This window comes from Frankia sp. CcWB3 (assembly GCF_977927595.1).
This window is the reverse complement of record NZ_CDWRCK010000080.1, coordinates 1,295-16,683: the sequence shown is the minus strand read 5'-3', so window position 1 is coordinate 16,683 and position 15,389 is coordinate 1,295. Positions and strand designations below refer to the sequence as shown.

The following is a 15,389-nucleotide window of genomic DNA, read 5'->3' as shown; positions in this document are numbered from 1 at the left end:
CCCTTGCCCCCCTTGCCTATCCAGAGGGATAAACCGGACACAAAAGCCTCTGGAAAGGCAAGGAAAGTCCACGGCCCGGCAGGCACGGACGCGGACGCGGAGACCGACCCGGTCCGGGAGACGGTGGCGGCCGTGCTGCGGTTCGCGGCCACGGAGATCGTGCCGCGGCTCGCCCGGACCACCGACGAGGTCACCGCCGTGCTGCACGCCCTCGACGGCGGCTACGTCCCGGCCGGTCCCAGCGGCTCGCCGCTGCGGGGCCTGGTCAACGTGCTGCCCACCGGGCGGAACTTCTACTCGGTCGACCCGAAGGCCATCCCCAGCCGGCTCGCCTGGGAGACGGGCCAGGCAATGGCGACCTCCCTGCTCGAGCGGTACCGGGCCGACACCGGCACCTGGCCCGAGTCGGTGGGCCTGTCCGCCTGGGGAACCAGCGCGATGCGCACCTCCGGCGACGACGTGGCCGAGGTGCTCGCCCTGCTCGGCATCCGCCCGACCTGGGACGAGGCGTCGCGGCGGGTCAGCGGGCTCGAACCGATCGACCTCGCCGAGCTCGGCCGGCCCCGCATCGACGTCACCGTGCGCATCAGCGGCTTCTTCCGGGACGCGTTCCCGCACGTGGTGGTGATGCTCGACGACGCGGTCCGGCTCGCCGCCGGCCTCGACGAGGCCGACGAGGACAACTTCGTGCGCGCCCACGCCCGTGCGGACCTCGCCGGGCACGGCGACGAACGGCGGGCCACCCTGCGCATCTTCGGCTCCCGGCCGGGGGCGTACGGCGCCGGGCTGCTGCCTCTGATCGACAGCCGTAACTGGCGCGATGACGCCGACCTCGCCGAAGTGTACGCGACGTGGGGCGGCTATGCCTACGGCCGCGGGGTCGACGGCATCCCCGCCCGGGAGGACATGGAATCGGCCTATCGGCGAATCGCCATTGCCGCGAAGAACGTCGATACCCGCGAGCACGACATCGCCGACTCCGACGACTACTTCCAGTACCACGGCGGCATGGTCGCGACCGTACGCGCGCTGACCGGCCGGGCGCCGGCTGCCTACATCGGCGACAGCACCCGGCCGGAGGCGGTCCGCACCCGGACGCTGTCCGAGGAGACCTCCCGGGTCTTCCGCGCCCGGGTGGTGAACCCGCGGTGGCTCGCGGCGATGCGCCGGCACGGCTACAAGGGGGCGTTCGAGATGGCCGCCACCGTCGACTACCTGTTCGGCTACGACGCCACCGCCGGCGTGGTCGCGGACTGGATGTACGAACGGCTCGCCGCAACCTACGCGCTGGACCCGGAGAACCAGAAGTTCTTCGCCGAGTCCAACCCCTGGGCGCTGCATAGCATCACCGAACGGCTGCTGGAGGCCGCGGCGCGCAGCCTGTGGGAGCATCCGGAGGCCGCGACTCTCGACGCGCTGCAGGAGCTGTACCTGCGCACCGAGGGCGACCTGGAGAACGGTCCCACCGGCGACGCCTGAGATCGCCGGGTCCGGCCAGCTCGGAGTGCGGCAAGGTCAGAGGGCAGCAAGGTCAGAGGGCGGCGGATGGTCGGCGGCGGACAGGTGGCGGGCCACCTCACGGTTCCGACCGTCGCGAATCCGGGAAAATGTCTCTGGTGCGGACGACACTTCTGCTCGTGGGCGACGAGGCCGCCATGCACCGAGACCTCGTCCCTGCCCTGCTCGGCGAGGGGTACGCCGTCGAGATGGCCGGCAGCGGCGAGGCGGCGCTCGCCGACCTGGTCGCCCGACCCGCCCAGGTCCATCTGCTCCTGGCCCGCCTGCCCCCGGTCCTGCCCCCGGTCCCGGCCCGGCGGACGGGTTCGACCACGGACCCTGCCTCTCCGCCGCCGGACGGCTGCCCGGACACCGTCCCAGCCTTGATTGAACCGATCAAACAGATCAAATCGGTCAAACCGGTCGACGCGCAAGCGGGCGCCCCGGCCATCGACGGGCTGGAGTTCTGCCGCCGTCTGCGCGCCGCCGGGGATCTTCCCCTCATCATGGTTGCCGGGCGGTCGGATCCCGCCAGGATCGTCGCGGGGCTGGAGGCCGGGGCCGATGACTGTGTCACTGCTCCCCCCGTCACCGCCGAGGTGCTGGCGCGGATCCGGGCGCTGCTGCGCCGTGCCCGCCCGGGACAGTCGACGGCCAGCGCGCTCAGCGTCGGCGAGCTGCAGATCCGGCCGGCCGAGGGCGTGGTCAGCCGGCGCGGCGAGGGCCAGCACCTCACCCGGACCGAGTTCCTTCTGCTGTGTGAGCTGGCTGTCGCGGGTGGCCGGGTCGTCTCCCGCAAGCAGCTCCTGGAACGCGTCTGGGGGTACGGCCACTTCGGCGGCACCAGAATGCTGGACGTCCACGTGCGCCGGCTACGGCGCAAGGTGGAGGCCGACCCGTCCGCGCCCACCCACATTCTCACCGTGCGTGGGGTGGGTTACCGCGTCTGCTGCTCGTCGCCGACCTCACGCGTCGCGGCTCCTCTCCCGACTCCCGTTCTCACGACTCCACCGCCACCATCGGGGAATCGGGCGACGCGGAACCCGCCGCCGCGGCGGACTCGACCGGGCCTCGCTATCCGTTGACGGATGACATGTCGGGGTAGCGGGTGCCCGCCACGTCCGCCCCCGCCGCGCCCAATCGCTCCGCCTCGGCGGCCGTCAACGTGATGCTGGTGGCTGCGACGTTGTCCTTCAGGTAGCGGCGCCGCTTCGTGCCAGGGATCGGCACGACGTCGTCGCCCTGGTGGTGCACCCATGCCAGCGCGAGCTGCGCGGGGGTCACGTTCTTCTCCGCGGCAAGCTTCTCGATCTCGGCGAGCACGGCGAGGTTGGCGTCGAAGTTGTCGCCGTGCATCCGCGGCAGGTGCTGGCGGAAGTCGTCGGCGGCGAAGTCCGCGGCCGAGCGGAAGGTGCCGGTCAGGAAGCCACGCCCGAGCGGGCTGTAGGAGATGAACCCGATGCCGAGTTCCCGCAGGGTCGGCAGGATCTCGGCCTCCGGTTCGCGGGACCAGATCGAGTACTCGGTCTGCAGGGCCGTGATCGGGGCGACGGCGTGGGCACGACGGATGGTGGCCGGTGCCGCCTCCGAGAGCCCGAGGTACCGCACCTTGCCGGCGCTGACCAGCTCGGCCATCGCGCCGACGGTATCCTCGATCGGCGTCTTCGGGTCGACCCGGTGCTGGTAGTACAGGTCGATGTGGTCGACGCCGAGGCGACGCAGGGGGGCGTCGCAGGCCGAGCGCACGTACTCCGGACGGCCGTCGATCCCCCGCGCCGTCGGGTCGGCGGGGTCACGGATGATGCCGAACTTGGTGGCCAGCACCACCTCGTCCCGGCGGCCGATGATCGCCCGTCCCACGAGTTCCTCGTTGCGGTACGGGCCGTACATGTCCGCCGTGTCCAGCAGCGTCACCCCGAGGTCGAGCGCCCGGTGGATGGTGGCGACCGACTCGGCGTCGTCGCCAGCGCCGTAGAACTCTGACATTCCCATGCAGCCCAGACCCTGGACGGAGACCTCCAGGCCCTGGCTTCCTAGCGCGACCTTGCGCATCAGTGGACGGTCCTCTCCTGGTAGATGTCTTGATAAATGCTGATTTTGACGTTGATGGCGGTGAGGTTGCGCTGCACCTCGTCGAGGCGCGCCAGGACCCGGCGGCGATGCTCGGTCAACAGGGCGAGACGCTCCGCCTCGTTCCCCTCCCCGGCGCGCACCAGCTCGGCGTAGCGCGCCATCTCCCGGATCGGCATGCCGGTGAGCCGCAGCTTGGTCAGGAACGTGACCCAGCGGACGTCCTCGACGGTGTAGCGCCGATGGCTCGACGAGGCACGGGCGACCGGGTCCCGCATCAGCCCCACCCGCTCGTAGTACCGCAGCGTGTGCGCGCTGACTCCGGTGGCCGCGGCGGCCTCGGCGATCGTGAGGGTCCCGGCGGCCTCCGGTTCACCCCCCGGACCGACCGCGCACGGATCAACGGACCGGTCGCATCCATCCGGGCGGACCGCCGGGCCCAACCGCGCGCACCAGCCCTGATCCGGCTCCGCCACCATGACCGGAGACGGCGTCACGGCCGGAGACGGCGTCACGGCCGGCGGGGAGGACGTCACCGTGGGCGCCTCGATCGTGGCCATACGAAAACGCTAGGACTTGGAGTGCGCACGAAGTCAACGTGGCCCGCGGAAACTCGCTGTTCCGGATTCGCCGACTGCGTCATCGCGAACGGAGCGGGATGCGGCCGTCAACCGCCCACGCCGACTGTCGACGCCGGGTCGTCAGCGTGGGGGCACGGCATACCCCCGGCGGGACGGCCTCCCCGCCGGCCTCCCCGCCGTCGGGTTACCGCCGGGCACCGACCGGCAGCGGCCTCGTCTCGAGAGATCGCCACGAGCGATCCGGATGGCCGAGGCCTCCCGCCGCGATCCACCGCGCGAGCGTGCGCGGGTCAGGGGTGGACCCGGTCAGCTCCCGAATCCGGACGCTCAGGGCCAGCAACGCCTCGGGGTGGTCGAGGTAGAGCCGGCGCTGCAGTCCCCCGGCCCGTCTGGCCAGCACCAGGGCCAGCCCCGCGAACGACTCCGCTCGCCCCGGACGGTCCTGCAGCTCCCGGCGGAACTCCGCGGCCGCGAGGCCGAGGTCTCCGCGCACGTAGAGCAGGTCCCCGAGGGTCGCGTTGACGGGCCAGGCCGCCGGATCGAGCCCGGCAGAACCAGCGAACCCGGCAGAACCAGCGAGCCCGCCGAACCGGTCGGTCCTGGCGAACCGCAGCGAGGTCAGCGCCTGCCGGGCGTGGCGGTGCGGGCTATACGGCTCGGTCTGGGGGACGAGGCGGGACGACGGCGGTACCGGCCGTCCGCAGGGCCGACCGGCCGCCCAGTCCCGCGCCCATCTCTCGATGTGGTCGCGGTCGGGCCGGCGGTTGCGCAGCCGCCAGACGACGGCGATGTCGCGCAGCACGGTGGCGGCGGTGGTAGTAGCCGCGATCGGCAGGTCAGCGGCAATCCAGACGTCGATCCTGGCGCCCAGGGCCGAGACGAACCGGCGGCCCGCCTCGGTGAGCCCGGCCGCCTCCCGCAGCACGGGCAGCACCGCCGAGACCGCGTCCCGGCACCAGGCGAACTCGTACGCCGCGCCCAGATCCGACCCGGCGCCGTCCCGGGCCCACCGCCCCGCCCAGAAGGCCGCGATCTGGGCGAAGGCGAAGGCGCCGTGCAGCAGCCGGGCGAGTGGCCGGGGGTCGGGCCGCCAGGGAGCGTAGTGCACGGAGCCGTCGTGCGGGCCGATCAGGGGCGCGAGATCGCTCAGCATCTCCAGTCTGGTGTGCGCCGCCTCATGCACGACGGCGACAGCAAGCCACAGCGCGCCGGTCGGCGGGCTGACCATCAGCGCGCCGAGCGCGTCGATCACGGTGACGCCGGTGCCGGGCCGATCCGGGACCTCGCGCAACGGGACCAGCGCCGACAGGACCGCGGCGGCCTCCTCCGCCCGCGCCCCGTCGTCGCCCGCGAGCACGCTCCAGGCGCCGTCGAGCAGGCGCTGCCACCGGGCCCCGCCGCCGCCTCATCGCAGCGCGTGGCCACGGCCAGGGGAAGCGTGTCCGCGGCCCGGAACGGGTCGGTGTCCTCCAGCGTCAGCGCGATCCGGTGACCGTCGACAGTGCTCGACAGCGTGCGCGCCGGGGTCCAGCCGTCACCACCGGCCGGTCCCCGCCCGGGGCTGCCACTCAGCGTCACCCGCCGGTCGGACACGTGCGCGACGCCCCAACCGCTCGTGACCCCCGACCCGACGACGCCCACCGTGGGGATCGACACCAGCCCGTCGATGATCCGCACCGGCACCCGGCACGGCATCCGGGCCCGCAGGGCGGCGGCCACCGCGATCCCACCCACGTAACCGAGGCGGTCGAGGTCGGGTCCGGCCGACCCGTGCCAGCACCGCCGCAGGCTGCCGGCGAGCCAGGTCCCGATCGTCGGGTGCAGGAGCAGGTCGTGGACGGCGTCGCGGGCCCGCCGCTGAGCGTCCCCGAGCACGCGGAGCGCCTCATCCACACAGGTGCGTGTCGCGTCGTCGAGGTCGGCGTTCTCGAGGCCGCGTAGCAGCGCCCACAGCATCAGCATCCGTTTGCTGATCTGACCCCGCAGCAGCTCGCGCAGCGGTGCGGCACCCGGCGGCCCGCCCGCCACGGCCTCGATATCCCGCGGGGTGATCCGGTGCCGGGCGGCGGGTGGGGAGACCACCCGACGGGCGGGTCCGGTAGGACGGGCGGGCCGCCGAGAGGCGGATGTCATGGCGCTACCGGGTGCGGGCCGTCCGCCCGGACAGGCGGCGGCCCCGGGCGGACGCGGCGGCTTCGAGGGGTCGGTGCCGTCCGGCATCTCCCCGAAGGATGTGGTCCTGGGCAGGTAGTCGGCCAGGTCCAGATCCCCGCCCAGGGCCAGGGCGACGTCCTCGGGCAGCGGCCCGCCCGGGTGGCCGATCCAGGCGGCGATCCATCGCTGCCATTCTCCCGAGGGTGGGCCCGCGAGGAAGGCAAGCTGGTCAGCGTCGACCTCGCAGAGATCCACCAGACCGGACGGCACGGGCATCAGATCGTGGGCCATGAATGTGGGGCCTCCCCACCAACGGGTACGCGCCGGCGCGACGCGGGGACCTGCTCGACGAAGAATACGCGAGGACATCGACGATGATCCCGTCCATCGACGGGATTCACCTGGCGTCATCTGGCGCCTTTCAACGGCCGTCCGAAGCCGTCAGTCGGCGGACGAGCAACTGGAAGCGGCGGTCGGCTTCGGACACCCGACGCTGATCCAGGGTGATGCCCATCAGGAACTCGTCACGGCTGAGGCGATGAAAGTACAGCGCGCCCTTCTCCACGTCGAGAACGGTGCGGGTCAATCGGCGGTTCAGGACCGATCGCAGCAGACCGTCGAGCAGATCGCTCAGGGCGAGGAACTCGGCGGCGACCTTGACGAAACCCTCCCGGCGGGCCTCCCGGCTCAGACCGACGAAGAATTCGTTGAGGTCGTCGTGGTCCATCAGGTCGGCGGCGCTCACCGTGCCGCCGCGCACCAGGGCCATGTACTGGAGGTCACCGGGCTTCAGGACGCTGACGGCCTGGGCCTGGAACTCCTCCTCCCGCGAGTCCCCGGCGGGTGACCAACGCCGTTTGATCAGCGATGCCCAGGGATTGGCGAACACCGGCGCCGACGGCCTCGGCAGCGACACGAATGGATGAGAGCCGGTGTCCGGGCTACCGTCGACGCGGGTGGGCGACGGTAGGAACGTGCCGTCCCCCCGATGATAGCCGCCGTAGTTGGGGTCGCCGACCCCCCGGGCCGCCCGGATTTCCGTCGCGGTCTGCGAGAGCGTCAGGTCAGCGGACTCGATGGCGTCCGCGCCGAGGGAGACCCCGACGATGTACTGCCCCTCGTCGACGTCGAAGTAGAGCACCGCCCGGTCCTGCGCGGCGAAGACCGTCCGGATCAGCCGCCCGTTGGCGAGACCGGCCAGCGAGGTGTTCAGATCCGTCATCCGGTGGTTCAGCTGCCGGCCGATGATCTCGTAGTCCCGGCGGGCCCGTTCCACCGTGCGTGAACCATGGAAATAGTCGGCCAGCCGCGGATGGTGCAGAAGGTCGGCCGACACCGTCGGCAATCCGTGGACGTAGTACTCGAGATACTGGGCACCCGTGACGGCCACCGCCCCGCGGAACTTCTGCCGGATGCCGTTGTATTCGTCACCGACATGCGGCGCGGTGACGATGTGGGGTTCGACAACATCATCAGGAACAGTCACCATCAGCTCATCCTTCTGCCGCTCCCGGCGGGTGGCGGCCGACGCCGGACCGGAAACCCCGGTCCGGGCGGGCCGGCCGCCGGTGGATTGCCACCGTGCACTCGTCGCTCGGCCTCATCACGCTGCTCAGATGCTGGAGATGTCGATGTCGACTTCTCGATGGCCACGCCCGCCGCCAGCCTGCCGGCCGGTGAGGACCGCCAGGTTCTCCCGCATTATCGGGAGGTAGGGATGGCTTCTGTCCAGCGACATTTCAGATTCGCGCAACAGATCCTCGTTCAGCGCCCGGGCCGCCTCGGTCTCGCCGAGGGCTGCCAGGCTCGCGGCGTGGTTCACCCCGGCGGCCAGCGCGAACGGGTGGTGCTGGTAGAGCTCGTCGACCAGCGTGAGGTGGGCCTGCTCGGCCAGCGCGCGGGACTCCGTCAGCCGCCCGTCCGCGCGCAGGTAGATGGACAGATCCGAGCGGCAGACGTTCGTGAACGGATGCTCGGGGCCGTAGAGACGTTCCTACTCCCGCAGGCACGACTCGGCCTCGACGGACGCCCGGTGGTGCTCGCCCAGCGCGTGCAGGTGGCCGGCACGGCTCAGCAGGCAGGCCAGGGTGCCCAGGTCGGACGCCCCGTAGATCTCGGTGTAGCGCTCGAGCGTCTCACCGGCGAGGCGGCTCGCCGCGTCCGGGCTGCCCCGCAGGCGCAGGACGACCGCGAGATGCTTGTTGCAGCGCAGGGTCAGGTGCGTCGTCGCCCCCTCGATGCCGGCGAGGTTGGTCGCGGCCTCCCGCAGCAACCGCTCCGCCTGCTCCAGCTCGCCCAGCTCCCGATGGCAGATCCCGGCCCGCGCCTGCAGCCACCAGAACTGCGAGGTGCCCTCGGCCCCCGCCAGGCGCAGCCGCGCATGGTGTCCAGGCTCAGGTGGAGCGCCTCACGGGCCCGCCCGTCCAGGAAGGTGGACAGTGCGAGGTTGCTCGCAGCCATGAGGGTGTCGAGGTGGTTCTCGCCGAGCCGGTCGCGGAAACCGACCAGGGTGCTGCTCTCCTCCGCGGCTGCCTCAGTGTACCGGCCGAGCTCCCGGATGTCGATGCCGTAGCTCATCGCGGTGATCAATGTGTGGCGATGGAAAATGCCCAGATGGCGCCGCTGGCGGGCGAGGGTGTCGGTGTTCAGGTCGTACGCCTCCTGGAACCGTCCCAGGCCGCGGAGCACCATGGCCAGGTGGGTGGCCATCCGCAGGGTCAGCGGGTCGTCCGCTCCGAACAGGTCGCGCCATCTGCGCAACGCCTCCTCGGCGATGCCGCGGCCCAGCTCCAGCCGGCCGGACCGCCACATCACATACACCGGGGACACCAGCCACTGCCGAACCTTGGGTGCCGGGCTCTCCATCGCCTCGGAGGCCAGGATCTGGCCTTCCAGCATCCGGTAGATCGGCCAGCCCGCGGCGGCCGAGGGCCGCGGAGCGGCCGCGGCGATGTCCGCGAAGACGCCGAGCACCACCTCGCGGGCGGCGGTCTGCTCGGCGGGCTGCATCCGTTCGACGAGGAGCCGCTGCCAGCGCGCGGCGAGGCGGAACTGACCGTCGGGTGCGGTGTCGATCTCGGCCAGCCGGGGCTTACGGATCTCCGCCCACAGCTCGGGCAGCACGGTCGGGTCGGCGATCGCGTCGTCCCCTACCGCCTCGGCGAGATGGCGCAGCATCACCGGGGATTCCAGCAGGCCGAGCGGCACGCCCTGCGGGGCCAGGAAGGCACACAGTTCCAGCAGCCGGGCCGCAGCCCGCCGGGTCGCGCGGTCGCTGGTGCGCAGGGTCTCGAACGACACCGTCCAGGTCGCCTGCTCGGGTGCGACCCCGACGATCTGGGTGAGGTAGGCGTCGACGGCACGGTCGTCGACCGGCACTCCCCGCCGGTCCTGGCGAAGCCGCCCGACCGCGGTGCGCAGGCCCGACGGCTGATGCCGCAGCCGCTCGGCGATCATCGCCAGCCGGTCCGCACCGACCTCGGGCAGCCACCGGCGCAGGAACGCCCGGCTCTCGGCCGGGGTGAACGGGCCCACCCACAGCGCGCCGGGTTCACTGTCCCAGGCCGGGTCCGCCGAGGTCAGCAGGACATGACCGTTGCTGGTCGGGATGGGTAGCAGCCCGGCCAGCAACTGCGGGTCGGTGGCGCCGTCGTAAACGAGCAGCCAGCGCGGTGAGGGGTCGCCCTGGCGCAGCGCGTCCAGGGCGACCCGTTCGAGCTGCTCGCTCGGGGAGCGATGCGCGCCCGGGACGTCGCTGCCGGGACGCAGCCGCTCGGCGAGGTCGCGCAGGCCCGCCCGGACCGAGGCGGCGTCACCCGCCGAGATCCAGTGCACGATGTCGTAGTCGGAGCCGAACCGGTGCGCGTACTCGGCCGCGATGGCGCTCTTCCCGACGCCGTCCGGGCCGAGCAGGGGGCACAGCCCGCTCGGTCGGCCCCCCGGCAGCAGTCGGTCGCGCAGCTCGTCCAGCACCGCGTGCCGCCCGATGAACGGCTGGGCGAACCCGGCCGGCACCGACCAGAAGCGGGGCCGGCGGGCCGGGTACCGGGGAGCGACCACCGGCAGGTCATCGAGCCGGGCCCGCGGAACGGGCAGCCCCAGCCCTTCGAGGACCACGACCCCCGCGTCCCGCTCGTTCCGCGCGGGCAGGGAGATAATCTCGGCCCCGTGGTAGGCGGGGTCGAGCCGCATCGAACCCACCTCGACGACCACCACCCCCGCCCGCGAGCCGCGCTGGCGGATCCGGGTCTGGACCTGCTCGCGCACCAGGGACTCACCCGGGGTGTCCGGGCCCAGATGCGGTAATCCGATCACGATCAGTGACTCGACAGCGGGGAAGTCGGCGGGGGTCAGCGCCGTCGGGGGCAACGGCCGGATCCGCACCCCGGTGGCTCCCAGCACCGACGCCAGCCAGTCCGCCCAGGGCCGGTCCTCGGGCGCTCCAAAGATCGTCACCGACCGCGGAGCGGGCGGTCCGTACTGCTCGAAGTCCCGCAGCACCCGCTCCCGGTCCTGCGGCGGGACGCCGCGCGCATCGATCGGGGCGCCGGCGAGCTCTCCGGCGAGCATCCGGTAGGCGGCCTGGACGCCGAGCCGACTGGCGGGATCCTCCTGGAAGGCCGCCAGGACCTCCTCGTAGGCGTAGACCGCCTTGTAGGGCATCTCCAGGCCGATCAGAAAGCTCCGCTGTTCCTCCGGGTCGGAACCGCACAGGTCGGCCAGCACCGGGCGGAAGGCCTGGAACGCCGCGCGGCGGCGCAGTTCCTGCTTGCGCTGCTCGGTGTCCTCGACCCGCATCGGGACGGGCAGCACCCGGATGTCCCGCTTGCTGTTCCGGATCTCGCGGGCCACCCCGGCGCCGCCGTCGATGGACTGGTTGTTCAGCGCGATTCCGATGACGACGGTGTCCGGCAGGAGGTGGGTGCAGACGCCGGCCGCGTCCGAGGTCCCGGTCCGGCTGTCGATGAGGACGTAGTCGTAGTCGGCGAACCGCATGCGCTCACGCAGCGCGGCGAAATACGCCAGGCCGTCGGCCTCCTCGAACAGCGTCGACCAGGGCACCGTGGCCGCCAGCACCGCGCTCGTGGATGTCTGCCGGCCGGGACCGAGGAAGTCGATCCGCCCGACGCCCGGGAACCCGGGCCACTCGATGGTCTCGATGTTGTGCCGGAAGTCGCCGTGCAGGGCGATGATCTCGCGCACCGCGTCGGCGTCCGGCAAGGAGGCCTGCTCCGCGGCTGTCGACGGCGACGCATCCTGAAGCCGGTCGATCTCCCGGATGAAACCCTGGAGCATCTCGGTGACGCCGTCACTCGAGTCCAGCTCCCTGTTCTGCAGAAACGGGCGGAAATACCGGTGCAGGCCGGGAGACTCCAGATCCCAGTCGACGGTGAGAACCCGCTTACCCGAGGCGGCGAGCAGCCAGGCGACGTTCGCCAGCGCCATCGTGCGCCCCGAACCGCCCTTGTAGGAGTAGAAGGTGATGATCTGCGCCGGCCTGCCGGCGCGCCCGCCCGGGGTATCGTGACCCGCCGGTTCCGGTGGTTGCCTGGAAAGTTCCGGTGGCTGCTCGGAAAGTTCAGTCATCGTCATCGTCCAGTTCGGCGGCGCCGGCACGACGCAGGATGGGTCGACGGGTGTGCTCGGGATCGGCCATCCGCCATCGACGCTCCCGGCCACCGGCTCGGGCCGGAGCCATGGCCGCCGGAGCCATGGCCGCCGGAGCCGGAGCCGTGCGAACCGTCGAGGCCAGGGGTGCCGTCTGGGCCGGCGGGATCAGCAGCGTCGCGGAGCCGCCGACGGACCAGCGGGTGCCCGGGCCCCGACCGGCCGACACCCAGTCCGTCCGCCCCGACCGCTCGACGAACTCCACGTCACGCGTGGACAGTGCCGGCGGCTCGTCGCCGCGGGCACACACGATCAGTTCACTGACCCGTTCGGTCAACCGCTGGTACCAGACCGAGGCGGAGCCGGTCCGGATCAGCTGTAACGCGCCGCTCGCCGTGTAGCCCGCGCCGAAGTCGCCGACGAGCATCCCCGCCTCCGCGATCTGAGCCGGCACGGGTACCGATCGGATGGACCAGGGGACGCCGACCAGCGCCGGGGAGCTCCGACCGGTGAAATGGTGGTGCCACCGCAGCCGCTCCCGGAACAGCGACCACTCCAGCAGGCACTGGTGGTCGGTGAAGTAGGCGTCCGAGTACAGCGCCACCATCACCGGCGCCAGGAGCGCATCGGGATTGGAGCGGCCCCCCGCCGCCGCCGAGGGCTCCGCCGCGCCGGCCGCCTCGCCGGTGAACACCTCACGATAGCCGAGGCGCTCGTAAACCGCATTCTGTACATCTCCGAAGAAACGTTCGACGTAGCTGCTGTCACCGCCGGCGAGCGCGTGATGAACCAGAAAGAACGGTGTCACAGGTCCCCCTCACGCCGTTTTTCGGCGCAGGGCCTCTGCCCTACCATTGCACCCGGTCCTCCCACGTCCACGGCAGCTCGCACAGGTCGGACCACATTCTTCACCGCTGGGGCCCGGGTGCGGCGGGACGGTCGCGGCGCGCTGCCGCCGGGTGCCGGCCGTGGGGTGTTCGTGCAGCTCATCACGGCTCCGTGCAGCTCACGACTGATGGTGGAACGGGGAACGGACGAGCTCCGTCGCCTCGGCGTCCAACGGCGGCAGCTGGTCGCGAGCGACATCCATGACCCGGTAGGCCAGCAGACTTACATACTCCGCGAAGGCGGCGGGATGGCGCATCAAATCCAGGACTGGAAGGTTGTCATATTGACGACCAAGCTCGATATGCGCGATGTGGAGTTCATGGGCCGCCTCGGGTACCTCGGCGTCCCGCCGCAGCCAGGGCACGGGAATGATCCCGGACGGCGGGTTCCCGCCCGGCTTGGTCGCCCGGCGGATACGTTCCTGAAAGACGCCGAACTCCCGGCCGCACCAGTCGCTCTCGAAGTAGTCGTCGCACCACAGCGCGACCAGCACCGGAGCCGTGCGCACCGCGTCGCGCAGCGAGGTCGGCCAGTGCTCCCCGCCGCCCAGCCGGTCGGCGTCGAAGAATCCCGTCGACCGGATCCGGCGCCTGACCTTGCGGCGCAGCTCCAGCTCGAGCTCCCGATGGAAGATGGCCACGCGATCCCGGTCGTCGCGGTGCGCGTGGCTGGTGAAGAAGTAGTAGGTCGGGGCGCCCGACGGCCCGTGGCTGGGCGGGGGCGAGGAGGGCGGTCCAGGCAGCTCGAGCGGTGGCCAGGAGGCGAACTGGTGCGCGGGCACCGGTGATGACACGCCGAGCAGCGCCGAGCCCGCGCCGCTCCAGTGGGATCGCAGCTCGGCCACCAAGCGCCGGAAGTCCACGACAGACCGGTCGTCGCGCGGCGCGACCAGGTCGAGGGCCTGCACCAGGGCGTCGAGCATGCCGGGATCGGGCTGGCCGACCGCCTCGCTGACCAGCGTGGTCAGGCGGACCGCGACGACCGGGGAGGTCAGCGCGACCGTGCGACCGAGGATCCGCGCCAGCTCGTCGAACCAGTGGTCGAAACCGGCCAGGTCGGCGATGTACTCCACCCGCATCAGGGCCGCGACGAGCTCGTCGACCTCCCGGGGGGCCAGCCGTGCTTGTTGATCACAGGAATCGATGGTGCCTGCGCCGCGTCGCACCCCACCGGGTCACGTACCTCGTCTGCGACCATGACGGTGGCGGCCCCGGCGGCGGCCCCGGCGGAGCCCACGGACACGGCGGGGGTCCGGAATCACGCATCGCCCGGGCCCGGGACGACTGGTCACCGCCGGTGGCATCCCGGACGGCCGGCGTCGGCCGCAACGCCGCCATCTCCAGCAGGCGCCGACACAGTTCCGGCGTCACGACCGCCTCGCGGATCAGGTACCCGGCGATCTCCGCGAGCAGGGCGGGCCGGTGTCCGACCAGCTCCCCCAGCTGGGCTGCGGTGGCCGGGTCGACCATCGGCGCCGCGCTGGTGAGCAGCATGACCGACTCGCGACGACGCAACGGCCCGATGGGCATCGTCCGGTCCCGCCAGGCGTCCACGGTGCGGTCGGCGATGATGATCACATGCGCCTCGCCGTCGGGCAGGAACTCCGCCACCTCATCCGGACTGCCCACACCCGCGAAGATGACCAACCACCCCGCGCTGGGCTCCGGCCCGGCGCCGGCCGCGCCCGGGGCGGGGCCGGTAAGTCCGGTGCGGACCCGCTCGTAGAGCTCGCCGATCTGCCCGGGGACGGCGGTGGTCGTCGAGCAGTCCACCCACCACGAGACGTCGTAGCGCAGCTTGAACCGATGCTGGTACTCGCCAGCGAGCTCGGTCTCCCCGATGTCGGACTGGTCGCCCTCCGGCACCAGCACCACCCGCCGATGCCGGGCCAGACCGTCCCAGATGCGTTCCAGCTCGTCGTCGCGACCGGCGAACAGCTCGTTCTCCCGGCGGCTGCGCCACACCGGGGGCGCATCGCCGGGCCGGCGACCGGGCCGGGCATAGGCGTTCATCGCCGGGCTCCCGCCTGTATCCCCGCCAGCAGTCCGTCGACCGCGGTCGGCTCGAACCGGCTCAGGTCCAGCTTCGGCAGCGTCCGCAGCGGCTCGGGTAACGGTTCGCGGTCGATGACCGCCCGGATGACCTGATTCTCGAGCGGTCCCGCCAGCCCCAGCCGCTCCCACGCCTCGATCTCGGTCTCGCCAGGGTTCTCCGGGCGGGGCGGCCGGTAGTGCCGCGACAGCAGGGCCACGGTGACATCCGGCCGGCGCGCGGCGATGCGGTCAACCGTCTCGGCCAGCCGCTCACCTCTACTCTGCGCCCATCTGACCTGCACGACCCGATGGGAGCCGCGGCGCAGCAGGTATTCGAGCCAGTCCGCCCACTCCTGGTCGGCGCCGACGTAGCTGATGGCGACCAAGCGGGAGACCTCCGCCGTCGGAGTCTGCGGCGGCGGTACGTGAGACGCCGCCGGCGGCGTGGTTCGGCAGGAGGTGGTCGTCGGCGTGGGCACGGGGGATGCCGTCCCGATCGAAGCCGCGCGCCGCGCCTCGTCGCCGTCGCCGTGGGTCCGGAAACCGGCTCTCCCGTTCC

The 15,389-nt window shown here is 72.0% G+C and carries 14 protein-coding genes; 2 read left to right on the top strand and 12 right to left on the bottom strand.

Going from position 1 to position 15,389, the window contains the following annotated elements:
* Positions 1–1,479 (top strand): cobaltochelatase subunit CobN (locus tag ACY5KJ_RS08680; protein ID WP_462203141.1); only part of this gene is annotated, 1,479 nt, incomplete at its 5' end.
* A gap of 137 nt (positions 1,480–1,616) precedes the next feature.
* Positions 1,617–2,582 (top strand): winged helix-turn-helix domain-containing protein, encoded by a 966-nt coding sequence (locus ACY5KJ_RS08675; RefSeq protein ID WP_462203140.1) that lies wholly within the window; start codon positions 1,617–1,619, stop codon positions 2,580–2,582.
* Here the strand turns inward: ACY5KJ_RS08675 and ACY5KJ_RS08670 are convergent.
* From ACY5KJ_RS08670 to ACY5KJ_RS08615, 12 genes are all read right to left on the bottom strand, one after another.
* A complete protein-coding gene (locus ACY5KJ_RS08670; protein ID WP_462203139.1) occupies positions 2,572–3,549 on the bottom strand; it encodes an aldo/keto reductase in 978 nt (325 codons plus the stop codon). The two genes, ACY5KJ_RS08675 and ACY5KJ_RS08670, sit on opposite strands and share 11 nt — an antisense overlap.
* Positions 3,549–4,127 carry a MerR family transcriptional regulator gene (locus ACY5KJ_RS08665; protein ID WP_462186566.1) on the bottom strand — a complete coding sequence of 193 codons (579 nt, stop codon included), beginning with the start codon at positions 4,125–4,127 and terminating at the stop codon, positions 3,549–3,551. The genes ACY5KJ_RS08670 and ACY5KJ_RS08665 overlap by 1 nt, the downstream gene beginning before the upstream one ends.
* Positions 4,128–4,332: 205 nt before the next feature.
* Positions 4,333–5,505: an aKG-HExxH-type peptide beta-hydroxylase gene (locus ACY5KJ_RS08660; RefSeq protein ID WP_462186567.1), complete on the bottom strand. Its 1,173-nt coding sequence runs from the start codon at positions 5,503–5,505 to the stop codon at positions 4,333–4,335.
* A complete protein-coding gene (locus tag ACY5KJ_RS08655; protein WP_462186568.1) occupies positions 5,397–6,593 on the bottom strand; it encodes a hypothetical protein in 1,197 nt (398 codons plus the stop codon). The genes ACY5KJ_RS08660 and ACY5KJ_RS08655 overlap by 109 nt, the downstream gene beginning before the upstream one ends.
* Positions 6,594–6,723: 130 nt before the next feature.
* Positions 6,724–7,791, bottom strand: coding sequence for a hypothetical protein (locus ACY5KJ_RS08650; RefSeq protein WP_462186569.1), 1,068 nt, complete (start codon positions 7,789–7,791; stop codon positions 6,724–6,726).
* Between the two features lie 123 nt (positions 7,792–7,914).
* Positions 7,915–8,124 carry a hypothetical protein gene (locus ACY5KJ_RS08645; RefSeq protein WP_462203138.1) on the bottom strand — a complete coding sequence of 70 codons (210 nt, stop codon included), beginning with the start codon at positions 8,122–8,124 and terminating at the stop codon, positions 7,915–7,917.
* A gap of 171 nt (positions 8,125–8,295) precedes the next feature.
* Complete coding sequence (locus ACY5KJ_RS08640; RefSeq protein WP_462186571.1) at positions 8,296–8,574, bottom strand: hypothetical protein; 279 nt, start codon at positions 8,572–8,574, stop codon at positions 8,296–8,298.
* Positions 8,517–11,888, bottom strand: a complete 3,372-nt coding sequence (gene fxsT, locus ACY5KJ_RS08635; protein WP_462203137.1) for an FxSxx-COOH system tetratricopeptide repeat protein — start codon at positions 11,886–11,888, stop codon at positions 8,517–8,519. Before fxsT ends, ACY5KJ_RS08640 begins: the two co-directional genes overlap by 58 nt.
* Positions 11,881–12,717, bottom strand: coding sequence for a hypothetical protein (locus ACY5KJ_RS08630; protein ID WP_462186573.1), 837 nt, complete (start codon positions 12,715–12,717; stop codon positions 11,881–11,883). The genes fxsT and ACY5KJ_RS08630 overlap by 8 nt, the downstream gene beginning before the upstream one ends.
* A gap of 198 nt (positions 12,718–12,915) precedes the next feature.
* Positions 12,916–13,962 (bottom strand): TIR domain-containing protein, encoded by a 1,047-nt coding sequence (locus ACY5KJ_RS08625; protein ID WP_462186574.1) that lies wholly within the window; start codon positions 13,960–13,962, stop codon positions 12,916–12,918.
* Entirely contained in the window at positions 13,928–14,809 is an 882-nt protein-coding gene (locus ACY5KJ_RS08620; RefSeq protein WP_462186575.1) for a hypothetical protein, read from the bottom strand. Before ACY5KJ_RS08620 ends, ACY5KJ_RS08625 begins: the two co-directional genes overlap by 35 nt.
* The coding region (locus ACY5KJ_RS08615; RefSeq protein WP_462203136.1) for a toll/interleukin-1 receptor domain-containing protein at positions 14,806–15,389 on the bottom strand (584 nt) is incomplete at its 5' end. The genes ACY5KJ_RS08615 and ACY5KJ_RS08620, both read right to left, overlap by 4 nt.

Coding starts and splice junctions, on each gene's coding strand:
- ACY5KJ_RS08665 (WP_462186566.1), bottom strand. CDS start 4,127: ATGGCCACGATCGAGGCGCCCACGGTGACGTCCTCCCCGCCGGCCGTG.
- ACY5KJ_RS08670 (WP_462203139.1), bottom strand. CDS start 3,549: ATGCGCAAGGTCGCGCTAGGAAGCCAGGGCCTGGAGGTCTCCGTCCAG.
- ACY5KJ_RS08650 (WP_462186569.1), bottom strand. CDS start 7,791: ATGGTGACTGTTCCTGATGATGTTGTCGAACCCCACATCGTCACCGCG.
- ACY5KJ_RS08620 (WP_462186575.1), bottom strand. CDS start 14,809: ATGAACGCCTATGCCCGGCCCGGTCGCCGGCCCGGCGATGCGCCCCCG.
- fxsT (WP_462203137.1), bottom strand. CDS start 11,888: ATGACTGAACTTTCCGAGCAGCCACCGGAACTTTCCAGGCAACCACCG.
- ACY5KJ_RS08655 (WP_462186568.1), bottom strand. CDS start 6,593: ATGGCCCACGATCTGATGCCCGTGCCGTCCGGTCTGGTGGATCTCTGC.